This window comes from Alsobacter sp. R-9 (assembly GCF_054612375.1).
In genome coordinates this window covers 473579-494807 of sequence record NZ_JBTSWJ010000001.1, presented here as the reverse complement: position 1 = coordinate 494807, position 21229 = coordinate 473579, and the positions used below count along the sequence as shown (strand labels likewise).

Sequence of the window (21229 nt, the reverse complement as noted above, 5' to 3'; positions counted from 1 at the left end):
TGGATCCGCGGCGATCGGCAAGCCGCAACGATGCCGCGCCCCCCCTTCGCCCCGCCTGCGGGTAGAAGGTGCCTCCGCTACAGCGGAGGCGGATGAGGGGCCGGCGGCCACGACGGCCATTGGCGCGTCATGCGACCCGCAGCCCCGCCCCCGTCACCCCGGCAGGTAGGCGCGTGTCCCGTCTCCCGCCACGACGGTCTCGACCGGCGCGCCGTAGAGCCGCTGCAGCGCGTCGGGGTCGATGACCGCCGCGGAAGGGCCGTCGCGGTCAAGCCGGCCCTCGCGCAGCATCACCGTCCTGTCGGCATGGCGCAGCGCCTGGTTTGGATCGTGCGTGGTGAACAGGACGCCGAGCCCGCTGGCCGCGAGGTCGCGGATGCGGCGCATGACGAGGCCCTGGTTGCCGAAGTCGAGGCTCGCGGTCGGCTCGTCGAGGACGACATAGCGCGGCTCCTGCGCCAGCGCGCGGGCGACGAAGACGAGCTGTCGCTCGCCGCCGGAGATGAGCGTGTAGGGCCGGTCGGCGAGGTGGCCGACGCCCATCTGGTCCAGCATGGCGCGCGCCAGCGCCACGTCGCGCGGGCCCGGCCGGCCCAGCAGCCCGCCGCGCGCCGTCCGGCCCATCGTCACCATCTCCAGCGCCGTGAAGGCGAAGGCCCCGGCATGGGCCTGCGGCACGTAGGCGAGGCGCCGCGCCCGCTCGGCCACGGGCAGCGCCGCCAGCGGCTCGCCGTCGAGACGCACCTCGCCGGCCATGGCCTCCAGCAGGCCGAGCAGCGTCTTCAGCAGCGTCGTCTTGCCCCCGCCGTTGGGGCCGAGCAGGGCCACCGCCTCGCCGGGGGCAACGCCCATGGCGACGTCGCGCCCGATGACGCGGCCGGGATAGCCGAAGCTGAGCCCGCGCGCCTCCAGCATCAGGACCAGCCCCGGCGCGAGGAGGCGAGCAGCCAGATGAAGAACGGCGTCCCCACCACCGCCGTGAGGATGCCGAGCGGCACCTCGACCGGCGCCACGGTGCGCGCCAGCGTGTCGATCAGCAGCAGGTAACCGGCGCCGAGGATCGCCGCCGTCGGCATCAGGCGTCCGAAGTCCGGGCCGACGAGGAAGCGGGCGAGGTGCGGCACGACGAGCCCGACCCAGCCGATGACCCCGGCCGCCGCCACGCTCGCCGCCGTCACCAGCGTCGCCGCGGCCACCACCGCCAGCCGCACCGGCCCCGTCCGCAGGCCGAGCGCGGTCGCTTCCTCGTCGGGCAGCGACATCACGTTGAGCCGCCAGCGCAGCGCCAGCAGCAGCGCCGTCCCCGCGACCACCGGGCCCAGCAGCGGCACGAGGTCGGAGGCGTCGGTGCCCGACAGGCTGCCGAGCAGCCAGAAGGTCATCGCAGGGAGCTGGTTGTACGGGTCGGCGAGATACTTCACGAGGCCGACGCCGGCGCCGAGCAGCGCCCCCACGACGACGCCGGTGAGGACGAGGGCGAGCGTCGTGTCGCCCGCCCGCAGCGACGCGCCGATGGCGTAGACCGCGGCGACCGCGGCGAGCCCGCCCCCGAAGGCGAGCAGCTGGATGCCGACGATGCCGAGCGACCAGTAGATGCCGAGCACGGCGCCCAGCGCCGCGCCGGACGAGGCGCCGAGGATGTCGGGCGAGACGAGCGGGTTGCGGAAGAGCCCCTGGAACGCCGCGCCCGCCGTCGCCAGCGCCGCGCCGCACAGGATGGCCGCGACGACGCGCGGCCCGCGCACCGAGAGCACCACGGCCTCCACCGACCCCGGCAGGCCGGAGGGGCGGCCCGCGAGCCGGCTCCACAGCACGGTGGCAACGTCGCCCGCCGACACCGGGAAGCGCCCGAGCGTGAAGGCCACCGCGACGCCGAGCGCCAGCACCGCGAGCGCAACCGCGATCCCGCGCCCCGGGCCGAGGTTGGTCATCCGCGCCCGTCCAGCACGGCCGCCACCTGCGCCTCGTCGGGCGTGCGGTGGTAGAAGGTCGTGTAGAAGTCGCGCGTGACGGCCCGCAAGTCCTCGGGGAAGAGGCTCGGGTAGAGGATTCTGCCGAGCCACCACAGGCCCGGGATGCGGTTCACCGAGGGCGGGAAGTCGACCCAGCCGAACGGCATCTTCGGCGACAGGTGGATGCGCCCGTCCCTCACGGCCCGCACGCCCTTCCACGCCGGGTCGCTGCGCACCGAGGCCGCGAACTCCCGGTCGATGGTGACGATGACCTCGGGGTCCCACGCGAGCACCTGCTCGACGGACACCGAGGCGAGGCCGCCGCGCGTGCCGCCGGCGACGTTGACGGCGCCCATGAACTCGATGGTCTCGACGTTGATCGAGCCGCCGAGCCCGGTCTCCAGCCCGCGCGGACCGCGGGCGTAGTAGACGCGCGGGCGCTTTTCGGCCGGCACGGTGGCGACGCGCGACTGGCAGGTGCGCACCACCTCGTCGCAGCGCCGCGCGAGGTCGTCGCCCCGCTCGCCGCGCCCGGCCAGGCGCCCGAGCAGGCGGTAGCTCTCGGCCACCTTGTCGAAGCGCCCGTCGAGGAGCGCGTAGGGCAGCCCCGTCTGCGCCTGGATGCGGTCGGCGGTCTCCACGAACGTACGCGCCACCGAGCCGATGTCGACGATGAGGTCCGGCCGCAGTTGCAGCAGGCTCTCCAGGTTGGTCGTGTTGCCGCGGCCGGTGAGCCGCCCCAGCTCCGGCCTCGCGCCGACGGCGGGGTCGAGGTAGGCGAGTTCCTCCGGCCGGTTGGCACGCGGCCAGCCGAGCAGCTGGTCCGGCGCCAGCGTATAGAGCGTGATGGCGGCCGGCGGCCCCGCCGGGAACACGCGCTCGACCCGGGCCGGGATCGCGACCTCCCGCCCGGCGCCGTCGCGGATCGTCTGCGCCCGCGCCACGGCGGGCAGGCACAGCGCGGCGCCGGCCGCGAGCATGTGGCGGCGGGTGAGGCTCATGCGCCGCCTCCCTGCGCGCGGTCGCCCGGCCCCGGCGGGGCGAGCGGCGTGAACGAGCAGCGGTCCGGCTTCACGTCGAGCAGCGGCGTGCCGTCGACGCAATCGAGGCCGCGCACCACGAGCCCCCACGGCTCGACGGACACGATCTCGACCAGCGACGTGGAGATCGGGTTCGGCCGCACGGGCGAGCGCAGGGCGAAGGTGCCGTGCGTATCGCCGTCCGACTTCGGGCTCTGCTGAACGAGGTCGCGCCGGGCGAGGTGCATCCAGTAGAGCACCTCGGCGCGCCGGTAGCGCTCCAGCCCCTTCAGCGCAGGCCGCCACGGCTCGTCGATCTCGACGCGGCACTCCGGCCCGTCCGCCTTGCCCTGGCGCGGACAGTCGTCGCGCGTGGCGAACGGCGTCCGGATGCGGCCGATGAAGACGAGCCGGGCATCCGCCCGCTCGGGCAGCGGCGCCTCGATCTCCCCCGGCCGCGTCCGGTCGTGCTGCGTCATGCGGGTCAGGCTCCCGGCTGGCCGGCGTTGGGGTAGAACAGCTGCTCGCCGTTGATCTTGTAGCCGGCGATGGCGGCCTGCCCCTCGGGGCTCACCAGCCAGTCGGCGAAGAGCTGCGCGTCGGCGGTCTTCACGTGCGGGTGCTTCGCGGGGTTCACGACGATCACGCCGTACTGGTTGAAGAGCTTGCGGTCGCCCTCGACCGCGATGCCGAGGTCGCCACGGTTCTTGAAGCTGATCCACGTGGCGCGGTCGGACAGCACGTAAGCCCCCATCGCGCCGGCCGTGTTCAGCGCGGCGCCCATGCCCTGGCCGATCTCGCGGTACCACGGCCCCTTGGCGGCGGCGATGTCGATGCCGGCGGCCTGCCACAGGGCAAGCTCGGCGGTGTGCGTGCCCGAGCGGTCGCCGCGCGACACGAACGGCGCCTGCTTCTCCTGGATGGCCTTGAACGCCACGACGACATCCTTGCCGCCCTTGATCTTCGCCGGGTCGGCGGCGGGGCCGATGACGACGAAGTCGTTGTACATCACCGGGCGGCGGGGCAGCCCGAAGCCTTCCGTGACGAACTTGTCCTCCTGCGACTTGGCGTGGACGAACACAACGTCCGCGTCGCCGCGCCGCGCCGTGTCGAGCGCCTGCCCGGTGCCCTGCGCCACGACCTTCACCTCGACGCCCGTCTTGGCGGTGAAGATCGGCAGCAGGTACCCGAAGAGGCCGCTGTCCTGCGTCGAGGTGGTCGAGGCCACGGTGATGAAGCGCTGGCCGGCCGGGGCCGTCTGCGCCTGCGCGGGAGCGCCGAGCACGAGAGCGGCCATCAGGCCGAGGGTCAGTCCGAGTTTCGTCACGAGATCCTCCTTGGACGGGATTACCAGATGAGATCGCCGGCGAGGAAGGCCCGCGCGACGTCCGCGCGCGGGCCGGCGAAGAAGGGTGTGGCGGAACCGGCTTCGACGAGCCGGCCGCGGTGGAGCATGAGCACGCGGTCGGCGAGGCGGCGGGCCTGGCCGAGGTCATGCGTCGCCATGACGAGGGTGACGCCCTCCTCGCGCAGCGATTGCAGCATCGCTTCGATCTGCCGCGTCGCGCCGGGGTCCAGCGCCGACGTCGGCTCGTCGAGGAAGATCACCTCCGGCGACAGCGCCCACGCCCGCGCGATGGCGAGGCGCTGCTGCTCGCCGCCCGACAGCAGCCGCGCCGGCCGGTCCGCCAGCGCCTCGAGGCCGAAGCGTTGAAGCGCGGCGTCGGCCCGCCGGTCCCGGTCCCCGCCGGCGCCCGCCGCCGCCAGCGCATGCAGGATGTTGGCGCGGGCCGAGCGGCGCAGCATCACCGGCCGCTGGAACACCATGGCGTGGCGCCGCCGCCCGGCGATCGCGCCGCCCGGCTGCGCCCAGGACGCGCTCCCTGCCGAGGGCGCGATCAGCCCGTGGCACAGGCGCAGAAGCAGCGACTTGCCCGCGCCGTTGGGGCCGAGAACGACGGTACAGCCGCCGGCGGGTATGTCGAACGACACGTCCGTCAGCAGGTCCGCGCCGCCCGCCTCGTAGCCCAGCCGTTCGACCCGCAGCGGCAGGATGGAGGGGGTGTCGCGCATCGGCTCAGCCCGCATGGCGGGCGCCGATGCGGCTGGCGCCGAAGGTGAGCCCGTTGATGAGCAGCGTCAGCAGGATCAGCACGATCCCCATGCCGAGCGCCAGCGGCAGGTCGCCCTTGGAGGTCTCGAGCGCGATGGAGGTGGTCATCGTGCGGGTGTAGCCGGCGATGTTGCCGCCGACGATCAGCACCGCGCCGACCTCGGCGCTCGCCCGCCCGAACCCGGCCAGCAGCGCGGTCGCCAGCGAGAAGCGCGCGTCCCACAGCAGAGTCGGGATGGCAGCGAGCCCGGTCTGGCCGAGGGAGCGCAGGTGCTCGCCGTACTCGGCCCACAGGTCCTCCACCACCTGCCGCGTCAGGGCCACGACGATCGGCAGCACGAGAACCGTCTGCGCCGCGATCATGGCGCCCGGCGTGAACAGCAGGCCGAGCGGGCCCAGCGGCCCGGAGCGCGACAGCGCGAGGAACACCATGAGTCCAGCCACCACCGGCGGCAGGCCCATCAGCGTGTTGACGAGAACGACGAGGGCAGAGCGGCCCGGAAAGCGCGAGAGGGCCAGCAGCGCGCCGAGCGGCAGGCCGATGACGGCGGCGATGAGCACGGCCGAGAGCGTCACGCGCAGCGACAGGAGGACAACCTGCGTGAACGCCGGATCGAGCGTCACGATCAGGCGGATCGCGGCTGAGAACGCGCTCGCGACATCCATGGCTGCGGCAGGCCCTTCCCCTCAGGAACGCGCACACATATGGTCTCGCCACGCAGGAAGGCAAATTCGTAAACCCCGCAGGTTTTTGCATGTCAGAGCAGCTTGGTTCGTACCTCACGACCGCGCAGGCGGCCAAGTACCTCCACCTGAAGGAGCGCAAGCTCTACGAACTGGTGGCCGAAGGCGGCATCCCCTGCTCGAAGGTCACCGGCAAGTGGCTGTTCCCGCGCGCGGCGCTCGATCGCTGGATCGAATCCGGCATGAGCCGGCCGGACGGCATGGCGCCGGCCCCGACGCCCCCCATCGTCGGCGGCAGCCACGACCCGCTGCTGGAATGGGCGATCCGCCGCTCGGGCTGCGGTCTCGCCATGCTGCCGGAAGGGTCGGAGGCCGGCCTTGCCCGGCTCGACCATGACGAGGTCGCCGTGGCGGCCATTCACTGCCACGATGCCACGGGCGACGAGGATGCCAACGTCCGCGCCGTCGCCTCGCGCTCCCATCTGCACGACTGCGTCCTCATTGCGCTGGCGCGCCGCGAGCAGGGGCTGGTCCTCGGGGCGGGCGCCGCCGGCGTTGCATCGCTCGCGGACGCCGTCCGCCGTCGCCTCTCCTTCGGCCTGCGCCAGCGCGGCGCGGGCGCCCAGCTCCTTCTGACCGTGCTCCTCGAGCGCGCGGGCATGACGCTGGACGACGTGCAGGCCGCCAACGAGCCGTTCCCGACGGGAGCGGACCTCGCCGCCGCGATCCGTGCCGGCGACGTGGACTGCGGGATCGCGTCGCGCGCGGTCGCGACGGGCGCCGGGCTCGGGTTCCTGCCGCTCGCCTGGGAGCGCTTCGACCTCGCGATGCGCCGGCGGACCTACTTCGAACCGGGCCTCCAGCTGCTCCTGGAGACCGTTCGCAATCCGGCCTTCGCCGCGCAGGCATCGCGTCTCGGCGGCTACGACGTCGCGGATGCCGGCCGCGTGCGTCTCAATCGCTGAGCATCGCGCCCGACGGGCATCCGGCCGGCCTCCAACGTTCGCTCGACCTCAAGCGTCACCCCTTCCCCTTGTGGGGAGGGACAGGGGTGGGGGGCCTTCGCGGAGCCTGAAGGCAAGGCACGGTCCCACGGTGCCCCCACTTGCACGAGGCCCCGCCTCCTCGTTGCCGCTAGTTCTTCCGGACGTGGTCGGGCTTGCCCTTGCGCGGCGTCGCGGCGAGGTCGTGCAGCTGCTTCTGGTCCATCGACTTCGCCATCGAGCGCGACGCGCCCTTCAGCGACTTTGCCGGCACCTCGCCGCGCTTGGCGGCAAGCGCCGCGCCAGCCGCCTTCTGCTGGGCCTTCGACTTGGCGGGCATGGGTGTCTCCTGTCACCGGTGGAACCGCCCTCTCAATCGCGCCTGCAGCCCGACGTTCCCCATGCTCCGGCGGCTGACGGAACCAATCCTTGTCCCCTCCGCATTGATAGGAATAATTACTTTACATCGCATGCGTGATCGCGCATCATTCCCGGGCCTCGACGCGGGATGGGACCGGACCATCCGGCCCGGGGCCGGAGGCGACGCGAGGGCCCGCGCGTCGTGCCGAGGCCGAGGGGTTGTGACGATTCCCCGGAGCCGGGACTGAAGCCGGCCGTCGCGCGGCGGCCGGCCCACTGGAACTGAAGCGGCGCGGAAGGCGGTCCAGCCTCCCCCCTTTTGCTTCCCCGATACCGGACTGCCTTCCGCGATCCGCTCTTCGCGACGACGCTCCCTCACCCGGCGCGGGGGTGCGGGCCATTGCCCGCGCCCGCAGCGCCGGATCAGGGGCAGCGCGGCCCCTCAGCCCGCGTTGCGCATCGTCTCGCGAGCGATGATGAGCCGCTGGATCTCGGAGGTGCCCTCGTAGATGCGCGTGATGCGCGCGTCACGGGCGTAGCGCTCCACCGGATAGTCCTTCACGTAGCCGGCGCCGCCGTGCAGCTGAAGCGCGGTGTCGGTGCAGCGGTGGGCGGCCTCGGACGCGAAGAGCTTGGCCATGGAGGCCTCCTTGGCGAAGGGCTCGCCCCGGTCCTTCCGCGCCGCGGCCGAGAGGATCAGCAGGCGGGCCGCCTCGAGGTCCGTCTCGCGGTCGGCGATCATCCACTGCACGCCCTGGAAGTCGGCGACGCGCTGGCCGAACTGCCGGCGCTCCGCGACGTAGGACTTGGCCGCGTCCATCGCCGCCCGCGCGATGCCGAGCGACAGCGCGGCGACGCCGATACGTCCGCCGGCGAGTTCGCCGACGGCGATGCGGAAGCCGTCGTTCTCTCGTCCCATCAGCGCGCCGGCGGGGACGCGGCAGCCCTCGAAGTGCACCGTGTTGGTGGCCGAGCCGTGCTGGCCCATCTTCTCCTCGGCGCGCCCGACGACGAGGCCCGGCGTGCCGGCCTCGACGAGGAAGCAGGAGATGCCCTTGCCCTTCGGCCGGTCCGGGTCCGTGACCGCCCACACCACGAAGACCCCGGCATACTCGGCCGAGGTGATGTAGAGCTTCTGCCCGTCGAGCACCCAATGGTCGCCGTCGCGCCGCGCGCGCGTCGCCATGCCCGCGGGGTCGGACCCTGCGCCGCTCTCCGTGAGGCAGAATGCGCCCGCCGGCCACGTGCCGTCGGCGAGACGCGGCAGGCAGCGTGCCTTCTGCTCGGCCGAGCCGACCGCCTGGATCACCTCGCCCACCATGTTGGTCACGGATACGGTCACCGCCGTCGCGGCGCAGGCATGGGCCAGCGCCTCGACGGAGAGCGCGAAGGCCACCGTGCCGGCGCCGGTGCCGCCGAACCGGGGGTCGACGTTGAGCGCCATGAAGCCGTTCTCGGCGAGGAGGCGCAGGTTGGCGAGGAGCTCGTCGCGGCCCTCGCCGCGGTCGAGCCGGGCGGCGACGGGCGCGAGCCGCTCGGCCGCCAGCCGCTCGGCGGTCGCGCGGATGAGCTGTTCTTCCTCGGTGAAGGCGAAGTCCATGGCGGTCGTCCCAAGTGCGGCCCGCAGTGGAGCGCGCCGCGCAGTGTAGCGCGGCCCGGGCGCGGCGCGAGCCCCCGCTACTCGGCAAGCACCCGGTTGGTGGGGAACAGCACCTCGACGAGCGTGCCGCTGTCGCGTGCGCTGCGGATCGTCATGGTGGCGCGGTTCGCCTCCACCAGCGCCTTGGTGAGCGGCAGGCCGAGGCCCGTGCCGCCGGCGCGCCGCGCGGTGGCGAGCTGCCGGAAGGGCTCCAGCGCCGTCTCGATCTCCTTGTCGGTCATGCCGATGCCGGTGTCGCGCACGCGGATCGCCACCTCGCCACGGTCGGTGAAGGCGGTCGAGACGATCACCTGGCCGCCGGGATCGGTAAACTTCACCGCGTTGGAGAGCAGGTTCAGCACGATCTGCCGCAGCGATCGCTCGTCCGCGACGACGCGCGGCAGCCGGGCGGAGAGCGCCGTGCGCACGACCACCCGCGAGGCGCCGGCCTGCGGCTGCATGAGCGACACCGAGCGCGAGACAATCTCGTTCACGTCGACGCCGACGAAGGTGAGGTCGAAGCGCCCGGCCTCGATCTTGGAGAGGTCGAGCAGGTCGTTGACGAGGCTGATGACGTGCCCGCCCGACGAATGGATGTCGCGCAGGTACTCGAGGTAGCGCTCGTTGCCGACGGGGCCGAAGCGTTCCTCGATCATCACCTCGGCAAAGCCGATGATGGCGGAGAGCGGCGTGCGGATCTCGTGGCTGATCTTGGCGAGGAAGTCGGACTTCTGCGAGCTTGCCGCCTCGGCCGCCTTCTTCGCCTCCATCAGGTCGGCCTCGGCCTTCTTCCACGGCGTGATGTCGCGCAGCACGGCGCAGAAGCGCACCTCCGGCGCCGTCGAGATGGCGCCGAGCGTCATGAACAGCGGGATGCGCCCACCCTGGCGCACGCGCCCCACCACCTCGCGGCCGTCATTGAGGACGCTGGCGACGCCGTTCGACTTCAGCCCCTCGAGGTAGTCGAGGGCGGTCGCGTGGCTGTCGGGCGCCAGCAGGGAGATGAAGGTCTCCCCGGCGATCTCCTTCTGGTCGTAGCCGAACAGCGCCTCGCCCGAGCGGTTGATGCTGAGGATGCGCCCGTCGACGTCCAGCACGATGACGCCGTCGGTGGCGGTGTCGAGGATGGCGCGCAGCTCGCGCTCCTCGGACTCGCGGCGCCGCAGCTCCAGTTCCGCCGCCTTGAGGCGCGGCGTCAGGTCGACGTCGGCGGCGCGTCGGAAGCTCATCAGCGTCGCCGGAAGCCCGTCCCACGACAGGGTCTGGATGCGCGCGTCGACCGCGACGATGTCGCCGTCGCGCGTGGTGAGGGCGACCGTGCCGCCCTCGCCGCCCGCCGGGATCGCCTCCGCGCCGCGCCCGCGGAACATCCGGGCGAGCCCGCCGCCGTCGTAGAAGGCGTCGATCGAATCCCAGCCGACGAGGTCGCGGAGCGTCCTGTTCATGACGATCGGCACCTCGCCGCGGCACACCAGCACGCCGATGGGCAGGCGATCGAACAGCTCCTCGGCGTGGCGGGCGAGGTCGGACAACGCAGGCGCTTCCGGGGCCGCGGCGACGACGGGCACCGGCAGCACCGGGGCGGAAACCTCCGCCACGGCGGCAGGGGCGGGCGTCTCGTCAGCAGCAAGGCCCCGATCGACCGTTGCCTCCGTGCCGCCGGCCGCACCGGCCATCGCGCCGTCGTCGGGCGCCCCCGCACGCACCGCCTCCGCGGCAGCTGCCTCCGCGGCCGCAGCGGCCCGCAGCGCCGCCTCGGCGGCGGGTGTCAGGGCCGGGGCGCCCGCACTGCCAGTCGCGGCGGCGGCCTCGGCAGGGCTCGACGACGACGGGCGGCCCGCGGAAGGCTCCGGCGCCGCGGTCTCCGCTTCCGCGGCAGCAGCCGGTTCGACGACCGCATCGTCACCCTCGTCCTCGCCCTCGATGCGGGCGCCGAGCGCCCGCGCGATCTCGCGGAAGGCATGCCGTTCGCTGCGGCTCAGCCCGCGACCGGCATCCGGGACCGGCGGACGCTGCGGCGCGCCGCGCAGCGGGACCACTTTCGGGTCGACCGGCTCAGGCGGGGTGCGCGGCGGGAACGGGACCACGGACGTCGCGGGAGGCGGAAGGGCCCCCTCCTCCGCGAGATCGATCACCTCGTCGTCCGAAGGAGCCGAAGACGAGGACTCGGCAGAAGCCTCGACCGGAGCCGGTTCATCCGCGGCAGGGCCTTCGGCCGGCTGCGGGACTTCGGTCTGGACCGGCGGCGGCTCGCTGTGCGCGTCGAGCGCAATCCCGGCATCGAGCACGACGAGGCCGGCGAGGCGCACGAGGCCGAACCCGCGGAACCCGGTGACGACACGGTCCACGACCGTCGGCACGCCCGAGAGGGACACGGGCACGGCATGGCCGCCCGAGGCGAGGCGCCACGTCACGTCGAGACCGGTGAACGTGCGGCCGGCGGCCACCGCGGCGCCGACGCGGCCTTCGGAGTCGACGAGCGCCCGCGCCTCGAAGGCCGGCCACGTCTCCGCGTCGGCCGGCATCGCGGCGCCGATGGCGGAGCCGAGGTCCGGCGACAGCGCGGTGATGCGGCCCGAGCCGTCGCACTGCCAGATGAAGCGCAGGAACGGCCGGCCTCCGGCCCTGGCGACGAGGGCCTCGGCGGTGAGAACGGCGTCCGTCTGCGGACCCGGCGCCACCGCCAGCAGGGCGGTCAATTCGGGCACCGGCTGCGGAGCCGCGCCACGGGGCGGCGTGCCGGCGAGCATCAGGAAGTCCGGCCCTCCGCCGCCCACGACGCGGCGGCAGGCCAGGGTCACGAGGTCGAGCCGGCGCCCCACAGGGAGCCGGAGGCGCTCCAGCCGCTGGCCGGCGACAGGCGCGAGCCCGGCCGCGAGCTCGGCGAAGCGGGCCACCGGCAGGCGGGACGGGTCGAGCGCGGCAGGCAGCGTCGACTGGGGCGGCAGGCCCAGCAGCGCAAGGCCGGCGGCGCTGGCCCACAGCACCGTCGCGCCGTCGGCGGCAAGCGCCGCCACGGGGGCCCCCGCCCCCGCGGCCGCCGCCATGTCGGCGACGACCTGCCGACGCACGCCGCTCTCCGGCCCGCTCTCCTGCGCCACGCCCTGCTCCCCCACGGGTCGGAACCCGTTATGGTCAATGAATGCTTAATTCTAGGGACCCGCGCGGCCCGCGTAAACGAACCGGTGGACTCGCCGGCCGCCCGTCGCGGGTTTACGTTAACGGGTCCCCGGTCCGCCCTTGACGATTGTGCATCGCATCATTATGTTGCACTGCACAATGAACGGCACGCCGTCGCCCGGAGCCGACGCTCGGCGGGTGCCAACGCCACAGGCTCCGCTGAGGATTGCGAACATGGCCAAGAGCCCGACCTCCTACGAGATTCCCACCGAGATGCGCGACTTCGCCGAGAAGAGCGTCGAGCAGGCCCGCAAGGCCTTCGACGGCTTCGTCGGCGCGGCCACCAAGGCCGTCTCGGCCGCCGAGACGCAGACCGCGACGCTCCAGGCCAACGGCAAGGAGTTCGCCACGAAGGCGTTCAGCTTCGCCGAGCAGAATGTCGGCGCCGCCTTCGAGCATGCTTCCGCCCTGGTGAAGGCGAAGGACGTGCAGGAGATGATGCACCTCCAGACCGAGTACCTGAAGGCGCAGGCCGCCGCTCTGCAGTCGCAGATGAAGGAGCTCGGCACCGCCATGCAGACCAACCTGCAGAAGGCCGCCACCGAGGCGCAGGCCACGGTCCAGAAGGCGACCGCAGAGGTGCAGAAGGCCGCGGCCGACGCCCAGGCCACCCTGCAGAAGGCCACCGCCGAGGTGACCAAGCGCAAGTAACAGGCCGCTCGCGGGCGCCGGCTTAGGCCGCGCCCGCGCCGCGCAACCCGGGGCGGCCCGCGGGACCCTGTCCTGCCCGGCGGCCCCTTCCCCGCCCGGTCGCACCCGCGCCGGGCCGTGAAGCTGGAGAGGTCGACCATGCCCGCCCCGACGAAGACGCCGGCGCGCCGCGCCGCCCCCAAGGCCCTCGCCGCCAAGCCCGTCGCCACGAAGCCCGTGGCCGCCAGGCCGGTGGCAGCCAAGTCCGTGCCCCAGGCGACGGCGAAGCCCGCGCCGGCCAAGCCCGCTGCTGCAAAGCCCGCCGCCGAAAGGTCGGCTCTCGTGAAGGCGCCCGCGCCCGCGGCGGCGAAGAGCGTTCCCGTGAAGCCCGCCGCTCCGGTGGTCCCCGCGCCGGCGACGGTCGCCGCGGCCGCCCCGAGGGTCGAGGCCCCGCAGGTCGAGGCCACTCCCGCGCCGGCCGTGAAGCCTGTTCCGGTTGCTCCCGTCGCCAAGGCAGAGGCTCCCCCGGCGCCGCTGACGCTGACGCCGGTCGCCGCCGTCACGGCCGTTCTGCCGCCGGAGGCTCTGCCGAAGGCAGTGAAGGGCGTCGCGGACACCGGCCTCGCCCAGGCGCGCGAGGCCTATGCGACGATCCGCCAGTCGGCGGAGACGCTCTCGAGCGGGCTGAACACGAGCGGCGAGGCCGCTGCCCGTGGCCTGCAGAGCTTCTCGACCACGATGCTGGAACAGATCCAGTCGAACGCCGATGCGACGCTGGGCTTCCTGCGCGCACTCGCCGGCGTGAAGACCCTGTCGGAGGCCATCGAGCTCCAGGCCCGCCACGCCCGCCTGCAGTTCGAGACGATGACGGCGCAGGCCAAGACGCTCGCCGGCATCGTCAACAAGACCGCGACCGAGACCGCCGCGCCCGTGCGCAAGGCCCTCGACGCGACGCTGCACCGCGCCTCCTGAGGCCGCGCGGGCCGTCCACGCCTCCCGTCCCCTCCCCGGCCGCGGCCTCCCGCCGCGGCCGCTTCCGCGACGCTGTCGAGAGGCCGACATTCGGCTTGAAAAGCGGACGCGATCGGCCTAAACGTCCCCACCGCACACGCGCTTCGTGCAGCTGTAGCTCAGTTGGTTAGAGCACCAGATTGTGGATCTGGGGGTCCCCCGTTCGAGCCGGGGCAGCTGTACCACCCCGCCTTCTCGAAAATGCAGAGATACCGGATCGATGGCTTGCGCCGCGCAAGCTGCGGATTGGGGCTGGGCCCGACCGGGACAGGCACGGCGCGACGCGCACGCTGGCGGCACAGGATGACGCCGCGATCGATCGGCGGGGTGCTTGCGCCAGGCGGGAGGCGCTGCCCCACGCCGTGGCCCATCGCATAGAGGCCGATCGCTTTCGGCATCGCCACCCTGAGCCCGCCGACGCTCGATCGCAGTTCGTCGATCGCAAGTCGTCGGTCGCAAGTCCTCGATCGTCAGGCCGTTGATCGACGTTTCGATGCCATGAATGGCGGATCACGGAGCACCGTCGCGACGCGCGGCACTGCCTGTCGAGTGCCAGGATTGGAAACTGAAGTACGCGGCGCGGGCACGCCTCCCCCGGTGCCCGGACATCCTCCGCACGACTACTTATGACCCCAAAACGCAAGGTTCGCCCTGCCCCTCCCGGTTAAGGTCGGTGCAACGAGGGACTCTACACCAAGGGGGCGTGCGATGACGGCTGGTTGCACCATGCGTGGATCGATGGGGGCGCTCGCCCTCGCTTTCGGCCTGGCTGCGCTGGCAGGCCCGGCGGACGCTCAGAAGGCCCCGCCGATCGGCTCGCCGGGGGCGACCATGTCCCTCGATGGGCGGCAGCTGCCGCCTCCGGACCCGGCCTTCGGCGGCGTCATCAAGAACGATGCCCTGCAGTCGAAGCCGTGGTGGGCACCGCGCGTCGTGCCGCCGAAGGGCGCGCCGAACGTGCTCCTGATCATCACCGACGACGCCGGCTTCGGCGTGCCGAGCACCTTCGGCGGGGTGATCCCGACGCCCTCGCTGGACCGCATCGCCGACGAGGGCCTGCGCTACAACCGGGTGTTCTCGACCGCGCTGTGCTCGCCGACGCGCGCAGCCCTCATCACCGGGCGCAACCACCACTCCGCCGGGTTCGGCGTGATCTCGGAGCAGTCGACGGGCTTCCCCGGCTACAACAGCATCATCGACCGCGACAAGGCCACGATCGGCCGCATGCTGAAGGACAACGGCTACTCCACCGCGTGGTTCGGCAAGGACCACAACGTGCCCGCCTTCCAGGCGAGCCAGACGGGGCCGTTCGACCAGTGGCCCATCGGCATGGGCTTCGAGTACTTCTACGGCTTCGTCGGCGGCGACGCCAACCAGTGGCAGCCGAACCTCTTCCGCAACACGACGCAGATCTACCCCTTCGAGGGCAAGGCGCCGGGCACGTGGAACCTCGTCACCGCGATGGCCGACGACGCCATCGACTACGTGACGCGGATGAACCAGATCCAGCCGGGCAAGCCGATCTTCGTGAAGTACGCCCCCGGCGCCACGCACGCGCCGCACCATCCGACGAAGGAGTGGGTGGAGAAGATCCAGGCGATGCACCTGTTCGACGACGGCTACGAGAAGCTGCGCGAACGCATCCTCGCCAACCAGAAGCGGCTGGGCGTCGTGCCGCAGTCCACGGAGCTGCCGCCGTGGCCGGCCGAGCACCTGAAGCCGTGGGACAAGCTGACGGACGTCGAGAAGAAGCTGTTCATCCGGCAGGTCGAGGTCTTCGCCGCCTACGCGGCCTACAGCGACCACGAGATCGGCCGCGTCATCAAGGCCTTCGAGGACATCGGACAGCTCGACAACACGCTCGTCATCTACATCAACGGCGACAACGGCACCTCCGCGGAGGGCGGTCCGCTCGGCACGCCCAACGAGGTCGCGTTCTTCAACGGCCTCAACGCGCTGCCCGCCGAGGTGCAGATGAAGTTCTACGACGTGTGGGGCACGGACCTCACCTACAACCACATGTCTGCCGGCTGGTCCTGGGCCTTCGACACGCCGTTCCCGTGGTTCAAGCAGAACGCCTCGCAGCTCGGCGGCATCAACCAGAACATGGCCGTCCGCTGGCCGGCCCGCATCAAGGAGAAGGGTGCGCTGCGCGAGCAGTTCGTGCACGTCATCGACGTCGTGCCGACCATCCTGGAGGCGGCCGGCATCCGCGCGCCCGAGGAGGTCGACGGCATCAAGCAGGCGCCGATCGAGGGGACGAGCTTCCTCTACACCTTCGACCCGAAGAACGCGAAGGCGCCGACCCGCCACAAGACCCAGTACTTCGAGATGATGGGCCAGTACGCCCTCTACGACGACGGCTGGTTCCTCAGCACCGCCGTCAACCGCGCGCCGTGGGAGGCCTTCGGCCCGGCCAACGCCGACCCGCTGAACAACCAGGTCTTCCAGCTGTTCGACCTGCGCAAGGACTTCAACCAGCGCGTCGACGTGTCCAAGCAGTACCCGCAGCGCGTCAAGGCGATGCGGGCCAGGTTCGAGGCGGAGGCTCGCAAGTACCAGGTGTTCCCGATGGACGCCTCGGTCGGCGCGCGCATCGTGGCGCCGCGGCCCAACATCACGGCCGGCCGGACCGAGTTCGTGTACACGCGGCCGATGACGGGCCTGCCGCAGGGTGACAGCCCGAGCCTCCTCAACAGCTCCTACACGATCACCGCCGACGTCGACGTGCCGCAGGGCGGGGCCGAGGGGATGATCCTCACGTCCGGCGGACGGTTCGCGGGCTACGGCTTCTACCTGCTGCAGGGCAAGCCGGTGTTCCTGTGGAACCTCGTCGACCTGAAGCGGGTGAAGTGGGAAGGGCCCGACGCGCTGTCCCCCGGCCGGCACGTGCTCGAGTTCGATTTCCGCTACGAGGGCCTCGGCGCCGGCACCCTCGCCTTCAACAACGCCAGCGGCATCGGCCGGTCGGGCACCGGCACGCTGAAGGTCGACGGCAAGGTGGTGCAGACCATCAAGCTCGACCAGACGCTGCCGATGATCCTGCAGTGGGACGAGGCCTTCGACATCGGCTCGGACACCCTGACGGGCGTGAACGACGCCGACTACAAGCCGCCCTTCCCGCTGACGGCGAAGCTCAACAGGCTGACCATCAAGGTCGATCGCCCGCAGCTCTCGCCGGCCGACGTCAAGGCGCTGGAGGCCGCGATGGCCGCGGCGGCAGACGGCGCAGCCGCTGCCAAGCCGGCCAAGAAATGAGGCCCATGACCGGCGCGGCAGGCACCGCGTCGCGTCGGTCACGGTTTCGTCCGGCAGGCGAGGACACCTCGCTTGCCGGATGTGGCGTGGCCGCTTAACGACAAATTCGCTTGCGCGAAAGCATCCCCGCCGTCACGATGAGGGCCTCCCCCAAAGCCTTCTTTGTCCTCTCCGGAAAGGGGGCCTGCCGTGGTCTTGAGCCCTGCGAACACCAACGACGAGATCGCGATGGTTCAGATCATGCCCGACTGGAACGACCCGTCCGGCCGCCGCTGGCTTCTGTCCAACGGCAGCGAGGGCCGAACCGTCGTCACCCCCTGCGCCGACGAGCAGGATGCCCGGCTGCGGGCGTTCATGGCCACCGGCGTCGGCGACTTCCTCGCCGGCGTGACGTGGGTGCGCATTCCGCGGCTGGCCGGCGTCGCCTGACGCGCCGCGGCGGACCCGTCCGGCCCACCTCGGCTTGCCTCGCAGGCGCGGCGGCGTAGTCTCGCCGCCATGTGCAACCTCTACAGCATGACCAAGGGGCAGCAGGCGATCCGCGAGCTCACGCGGGCCATGCACGACCGTGCGGGCAACCTGCCGCCGCTTCCCGCGATCTTCCCGGACCAGATGGCGCCCGTCGTGCGCGAGGGCGAGGACGGCCGGGAACTCGTCACGATGCGCTGGGGCATGCCCGGCCCGAAGCAGGCCGGCGAGCGGCCGGTCACCAACATCCGCAACCTCGCCTCCCCGCACTGGCGCGCCTGGCTGAAGCCGCAGCACCGCTGCCTCGTGCCGGCGACGAGCTTCTGCGAGTACGAGGACACGCAGCCCCGCAAGACCGCCGTGTGGTTCGCCCTCGGCGAGGACAGGCCCCTTTTCGCCTTCGCCGGACTCTGGCGCCGCTGGTGGGGAGCGCGCAAGGCATCCGAGGAGCCGGCGGAGCACCTCGTCTTCTCGTTCCTCACCTGCGAGCCCAACGCCGAGGTGGGTGCCATCCACCCCAAGGCCATGCCCGTCGTCCTGGCGGAGCCGGAGGCGATGGAGCGGTGGCTCTCGGCGCCTGCCGAGGAGCTGGGCTCCCTGCAGGTGCCGCTCCCGGACGGCAGCCTGAGCGTGGTCGCCCGCGGTCCCCGTCAGGACGCCGCCCCCGCGCCGGCCTGACGGACCCGGTCCGGAACCCGCTCCGCAACGCCCGCCCCCGGCGGATCCGCCCTGTCGCGCCCGGCAAGGAAGCGTCAACCTCGACACGAGGTGAGCGCGCCGCGCCGCCCCGCCATGCAGCGAAGCTTCACCGGTGACGCTTAAGGCAGGGATCGTGGACAGGGGACGACGCAGGGGGACCGTGATGGGGCGCCGGTTCGGCGGGATGATCGGGGGCGCGGTGCTCACGGCGGCCCCGCTCGTGCTCGGCACCATGCTCGCATTGCAGGACGGCCCCGGCCTGCAGGGACTGCGCAACCTCGTGTTCGACGGCTTCCAGCGGCTGGCGCCGCGGCCCGCGCAGGACGACCTCGTGCGGGTCGTGCATGTCGACGACGAGTCGCTGCGTCGCATCGGCCAGTGGCCCTGGCCGCGCGACCGCATCGCCGAGGCCGTCGAACGGCTGGGCGGGCTGGGCGCCCGCGTGGTGGCGCTCGACATCCTCTTCACCGAGCCCGACCGCACCTCTCCCGAGGAGATCGTCGCCGCCCTGCCCGCCGGCGCGGAGCGGGAGGCGGTCGCCCGGATCCTCAGCGGCCGCTCGCACGATGCCGCGCTGGCGCGGGCGATGGGCAGCACTCCCACGGTGCTCGGCTTCGCCCTGTCCGACTTCGGCGGGCAGCCGCCGCCCGCAGGCACGGCCGGCTTCGCCTTCCTCGGCGGCCCGCCGCAGCCCTTCCTCCCGCGGTTCGGCGGGGCGATCCCGACGCTGCCCGTGCTGGCCGCCGCCGCGCGCGGCCAGGGGGCGGTGAACTGGATCCCGGACAGGGACCTCGTCGTCCGCCGCGTGCCGCTGCTCTTCGACGGCGACGGCCGCGTGGTGCCTTCCCTGGCGCTGGAGACGCTACGGGTCGCCCAGGGCGGTGCCACGGCAGCGGTGAGCACGACGGCCGCCGGGGTCGCCGCGCTGCGGGTGGGCAGCACGGTGGTGCCCACCGACGCGGACAGCTCCGTTCGCATCCGCTACGCCGCGGGGCGGGAGCAGCGCGCGATCCCGTTCTGGCGGGTCGTCGAGCCCGGAGCGCTGGCGCGCGAGGAGGTGGAGGGTCGCATCGTCCTCATCGGGACGAGCGCCATGGCGCTGGGCGACGTGAAGGCGACGCCCCTCGACGCGAGCGTGCCGGGGGTCGACATCCACGCCGAGGTGATCGGTCAGGTGCTGCAGGGCCAGTTCCTCGTGCGGCCTGACTATGCCCGCGGCATCGAGATCGCTGTGCTGCTGCTCGGATCCGTCGTCGCCGTGCTGCTCGCCCGCACGCTGCGGCCGGTGGGCGCGGCGCTGGGGCTCGTCGCGCTTCTCGGCGGACTGTGGATCGGCGCCTTCGCCGCCTTCGTCCGCGGCGGGCTCGTGCTGGAGCCCGTAGTCCCGGGCGCGACGATCGTCGCCGCCTTCGCCGTCGCCACCGTCATCGTCTTCCGCCGCACCGAGGGCGAGCGCCGGCAGATCCGCGAGGCCTTCTCGCACTACGTGTCGCCGGAGATCGTCCGCACCCTCTCGCGTGATCCCTCGCTCCTCAAGCTCGGCGGGCAGACGCGGCCGCTGTCGATCCTGTTCTTCGACCTGCGCGGCTTCACGCCCTTCGCCGAGAGCATGCCGGCCGAGGCGGTGATCCGCTTCCTCAACGCCATGCACACGCCGCTGACGCAGGCGGTGCTGGAAGAAAACGGCACGATCGACAAGTACATCGGCGACGGGCTCCTCGCCTTCTGGAACGCGCCGGTCGACGTGCCCGACCACGCGGCCCGCGCCTGCCGCGCGGCCTTGCGCATGGCCGAGGCGCTGCCGGCGATCCGCAGCGCGCTCGCCGCCGAGATCGGAGAGGAGGCGCTGGCGACGCCCCTCGGGCTCGGCATCGGCCTTCACACAGGCTTCGCCTGCGTCGGCAACATGGGCTCGGCGCTGCGCTTCGACTACTCCATCGTCGGCGACGCCGTGAACACCGCCGCGCGGCTGGAGCCGCTGACCAAGGCCTACGGCGTGCCGATCCTCGTTTCGGACGACGTGCGCGAGGCGGCACCGGGCTTCGCCTTCCTCGCCGTCGACGTGCTGCGGCTCAAGGGACAGGCCCGCGAGACGCGAATCCACGCGCTGCTGGGGACGCTGGAGGCCGCCGGGGAGGAGTTTCCCGCCTTCGCCGCCGCCCACCACCGGGCGCTGGACGCGGTGCGCTCGGGAGCGCCGGGTGCGGAGGGCCTCATCGCCCTGCTGGAGCGCCACCCGATCGGGGCGGAACTCGGCGGAACCTACGCGGCGTGGCGGCTGTCGCTGTCGGCCGGGGCGGCGTCAGACGCCGATCATGAACGGGTAGTCGCCGGGGGTTGAGAGGACGAGGGTCTGCACCTCGCGGGCGACGAACGAGCCGGGCAGCGCTTCCGACAGTTCCGCCTCGATGGCGTCGAGCGCGGCGTCGTCGCGGAACGGATGGTGGTGGAAGGCCGCGAGCGCGCGGGCTCCGGCGGCCTTGCACAGCGCCACGCCCGCCTGCCACGTCGAGTGGCCCCAGCCGACATGGCCGGGATACTCGCGCTCGGTGTAGGTGGTGTCGTAGATGACGAGGTCGGCGCCTGCGACGAAGGCGACGAGGTCCTTGTCGAACCCCTCCGGCGCGTGCTCCACGTCGCTGACGTAGCAGACGCTGCGCCCGCCGTGCTCGAACCGGTAGCCCGTGGCGCCGCCCGGATGCGCCAGGCGGCAGGTCCGCACCTCGCAGGCATTGCCGAAGCGCAGCGTCCCGCCCGCCTCGAAGCCGACATGCTCGATCGTGCCCGGCAGGCTGGAGAGCCGCAGCGGGAACAGCGGTTCGTCGAACATCCTGTCCAGAGCGGCCTGCGCCGTCTGGCCGCCGAGGTTGCCGCAGTGGATGCGCACCGTGGTGCCCTCGCGGAACAGCGGCTCGAAGAAGGCGAGCCCCGCGATGTGATCGTGGTGGAGATGGCTGAGGAGGACGTTGACCTCCTCGTGCGCCTCCTGCGCCAGCACCTGCCCGAGGCCGATGATGCCCGACCCGGCGTCGACCACGAACATGCGGTCGGCGAGGCGCACCTCGACGCAGGACGTGTTGCCGCCGTAGCGCTTCACGCGCGGGTCGGCGACCGTGAAGGAGCCGCGAACGCCCCAGAAGCGAACGGAAATGCCGCGCAGGTGGCCGGATTGTGCGGCCCCGTCGAGATCGAGGCCCGTGCGACCGTAAGGCGTCATCAAGTCCTTCCCGCCG

Annotated in this window: 18 protein-coding genes and 1 tRNA gene; 8 read left to right on the top strand and 11 right to left on the bottom strand. The window is 72.5% G+C overall.

Going from position 1 to position 21229, the window contains the following annotated elements:
• Positions 1–153: 153 nt before the first annotated feature.
• The 7 genes from ACX9GQ_RS02295 to ACX9GQ_RS02265 are packed head-to-tail and all read right to left on the bottom strand — an operon-like array spanning position 154 to position 5750.
• Entirely contained in the window at positions 154–918 is a 765-nt protein-coding gene (locus tag ACX9GQ_RS02295) for an ABC transporter ATP-binding protein (protein WP_459627999.1), read from the bottom strand.
• The gene (locus ACX9GQ_RS02290; protein ID WP_459627909.1) at positions 915–1931 is read right to left on the bottom strand and encodes a FecCD family ABC transporter permease; all 1017 of its coding nucleotides are present in this window, start codon (positions 1929–1931) and stop codon (positions 915–917) included. The genes ACX9GQ_RS02295 and ACX9GQ_RS02290 overlap by 4 nt, the downstream gene beginning before the upstream one ends.
• Entirely contained in the window at positions 1928–2953 is a 1026-nt protein-coding gene (locus ACX9GQ_RS02285; RefSeq protein ID WP_459627908.1) for an iron ABC transporter substrate-binding protein, read from the bottom strand. The genes ACX9GQ_RS02290 and ACX9GQ_RS02285 overlap by 4 nt, the downstream gene beginning before the upstream one ends.
• Entirely contained in the window at positions 2950–3450 is a 501-nt protein-coding gene (gene tsaA, locus ACX9GQ_RS02280) for a tRNA (N6-threonylcarbamoyladenosine(37)-N6)-methyltransferase TrmO (RefSeq protein ID WP_459627907.1), read from the bottom strand. The genes ACX9GQ_RS02285 and tsaA overlap by 4 nt, the downstream gene beginning before the upstream one ends.
• Positions 3451–3455: 5 nt before the next feature.
• Positions 3456–4268: an ABC transporter substrate-binding protein gene (locus ACX9GQ_RS02275; RefSeq protein ID WP_459627998.1), complete on the bottom strand. Its 813-nt coding sequence runs from the start codon at positions 4266–4268 to the stop codon at positions 3456–3458.
• Between the two features lie 50 nt (positions 4269–4318).
• Complete coding sequence (locus ACX9GQ_RS02270; RefSeq protein ID WP_459627906.1) at positions 4319–5044, bottom strand: ATP-binding cassette domain-containing protein; 726 nt, start codon at positions 5042–5044, stop codon at positions 4319–4321.
• Between the two features lie 4 nt (positions 5045–5048).
• Positions 5049–5750 carry an ABC transporter permease gene (locus ACX9GQ_RS02265; RefSeq protein ID WP_459627905.1) on the bottom strand — a complete coding sequence of 234 codons (702 nt, stop codon included), beginning with the start codon at positions 5748–5750 and terminating at the stop codon, positions 5049–5051.
• A gap of 89 nt (positions 5751–5839) precedes the next feature.
• On the opposite strand from ACX9GQ_RS02265, the gene ACX9GQ_RS02260 reads away from it, so the two are divergent.
• Entirely contained in the window at positions 5840–6733 is an 894-nt protein-coding gene (locus tag ACX9GQ_RS02260) for a substrate-binding domain-containing protein (protein ID WP_459627904.1), read from the top strand.
• Between the two features lie 169 nt (positions 6734–6902).
• Here the strand turns inward: ACX9GQ_RS02260 and ACX9GQ_RS02255 are convergent, their stop codons facing one another.
• From ACX9GQ_RS02255 to ACX9GQ_RS02245, 3 genes are all read right to left on the bottom strand, one after another.
• Entirely contained in the window at positions 6903–7091 is a 189-nt protein-coding gene (locus ACX9GQ_RS02255; protein ID WP_459627903.1) for a DUF3008 family protein, read from the bottom strand.
• 462 nt (positions 7092–7553) lie between these two features.
• Positions 7554–8711, bottom strand: coding sequence for an acyl-CoA dehydrogenase family protein (locus ACX9GQ_RS02250; RefSeq protein WP_459627902.1), 1158 nt, complete (start codon positions 8709–8711; stop codon positions 7554–7556).
• Positions 8712–8788: 77 nt separating this feature from the next.
• Positions 8789–11851, bottom strand: coding sequence for a PAS domain-containing sensor histidine kinase (locus tag ACX9GQ_RS02245; RefSeq protein ID WP_459627901.1), 3063 nt, complete (start codon positions 11849–11851; stop codon positions 8789–8791).
• 253 nt (positions 11852–12104) lie between these two features.
• On the opposite strand from ACX9GQ_RS02245, the gene ACX9GQ_RS02240 reads away from it, so the two are divergent.
• The 7 genes from ACX9GQ_RS02240 (at position 12105) to ACX9GQ_RS02210 (ending at position 20337) form a co-directional block, all read left to right on the top strand.
• Positions 12105–12581, top strand: a complete 477-nt coding sequence (locus ACX9GQ_RS02240; protein ID WP_459627900.1) for a phasin — start codon at positions 12105–12107, stop codon at positions 12579–12581.
• A gap of 138 nt (positions 12582–12719) precedes the next feature.
• Positions 12720–13532, top strand: a complete 813-nt coding sequence (locus ACX9GQ_RS02235; RefSeq protein ID WP_459627899.1) for a phasin family protein — start codon at positions 12720–12722, stop codon at positions 13530–13532.
• A gap of 147 nt (positions 13533–13679) precedes the next feature.
• Positions 13680–13756, top strand: a tRNA-His gene (locus ACX9GQ_RS02230).
• A gap of 523 nt (positions 13757–14279) precedes the next feature.
• Positions 14280–16829, top strand: coding sequence for an arylsulfatase (locus tag ACX9GQ_RS02225; RefSeq protein WP_459627898.1), 2550 nt, complete (start codon positions 14280–14282; stop codon positions 16827–16829).
• 189 nt (positions 16830–17018) lie between these two features.
• Positions 17019–17258, top strand: a complete 240-nt coding sequence (locus ACX9GQ_RS02220) for a hypothetical protein (RefSeq protein ID WP_459627897.1) — start codon at positions 17019–17021, stop codon at positions 17256–17258.
• 69 nt (positions 17259–17327) lie between these two features.
• Positions 17328–17975 (top strand): SOS response-associated peptidase, encoded by a 648-nt coding sequence (locus ACX9GQ_RS02215; RefSeq protein WP_459627896.1) that lies wholly within the window; start codon positions 17328–17330, stop codon positions 17973–17975.
• 184 nt (positions 17976–18159) lie between these two features.
• Positions 18160–20337, top strand: coding sequence for a CHASE2 domain-containing protein (locus tag ACX9GQ_RS02210; protein WP_459627895.1), 2178 nt, complete (start codon positions 18160–18162; stop codon positions 20335–20337).
• Here ACX9GQ_RS02210 and ACX9GQ_RS02205 read toward each other — a convergent pair.
• Complete coding sequence (locus ACX9GQ_RS02205; RefSeq protein WP_459627894.1) at positions 20299–21213, bottom strand: MBL fold metallo-hydrolase; 915 nt, start codon at positions 21211–21213, stop codon at positions 20299–20301. The genes ACX9GQ_RS02210 and ACX9GQ_RS02205 overlap by 39 nt on opposite strands.
• Between the last annotated feature and the right edge of the window lie 16 nt (positions 21214–21229).

Coding starts and splice junctions, on each gene's coding strand:
- ACX9GQ_RS02210 (WP_459627895.1), top strand. CDS start 18,160: ATGGGGCGCCGGTTCGGCGGGATGATCGGGGGCGCGGTGCTCACGGCG.
- ACX9GQ_RS02225 (WP_459627898.1), top strand. CDS start 14,280: ATGACGGCTGGTTGCACCATGCGTGGATCGATGGGGGCGCTCGCCCTC.
- ACX9GQ_RS02260 (WP_459627904.1), top strand. CDS start 5,840: ATGTCAGAGCAGCTTGGTTCGTACCTCACGACCGCGCAGGCGGCCAAG.
- ACX9GQ_RS02290 (WP_459627909.1), bottom strand. CDS start 1,931: ATGACCAACCTCGGCCCGGGGCGCGGGATCGCGGTTGCGCTCGCGGTG.
- ACX9GQ_RS02205 (WP_459627894.1), bottom strand. CDS start 21,213: ATGACGCCTTACGGTCGCACGGGCCTCGATCTCGACGGGGCCGCACAA.
- ACX9GQ_RS02235 (WP_459627899.1), top strand. CDS start 12,720: ATGCCCGCCCCGACGAAGACGCCGGCGCGCCGCGCCGCCCCCAAGGCC.
- ACX9GQ_RS02275 (WP_459627998.1), bottom strand. CDS start 4,268: ATGGCCGCTCTCGTGCTCGGCGCTCCCGCGCAGGCGCAGACGGCCCCG.
- ACX9GQ_RS02265 (WP_459627905.1), bottom strand. CDS start 5,750: ATGGATGTCGCGAGCGCGTTCTCAGCCGCGATCCGCCTGATCGTGACG.
- ACX9GQ_RS02215 (WP_459627896.1), top strand. CDS start 17,328: ATGTGCAACCTCTACAGCATGACCAAGGGGCAGCAGGCGATCCGCGAG.
- ACX9GQ_RS02270 (WP_459627906.1), bottom strand. CDS start 5,044: ATGCGCGACACCCCCTCCATCCTGCCGCTGCGGGTCGAACGGCTGGGC.
- ACX9GQ_RS02240 (WP_459627900.1), top strand. CDS start 12,105: ATGGCCAAGAGCCCGACCTCCTACGAGATTCCCACCGAGATGCGCGAC.
- tsaA (WP_459627907.1), bottom strand. CDS start 3,450: ATGACGCAGCACGACCGGACGCGGCCGGGGGAGATCGAGGCGCCGCTG.
- ACX9GQ_RS02255 (WP_459627903.1), bottom strand. CDS start 7,091: ATGCCCGCCAAGTCGAAGGCCCAGCAGAAGGCGGCTGGCGCGGCGCTT.
- ACX9GQ_RS02250 (WP_459627902.1), bottom strand. CDS start 8,711: ATGGACTTCGCCTTCACCGAGGAAGAACAGCTCATCCGCGCGACCGCC.
- ACX9GQ_RS02285 (WP_459627908.1), bottom strand. CDS start 2,953: ATGAGCCTCACCCGCCGCCACATGCTCGCGGCCGGCGCCGCGCTGTGC.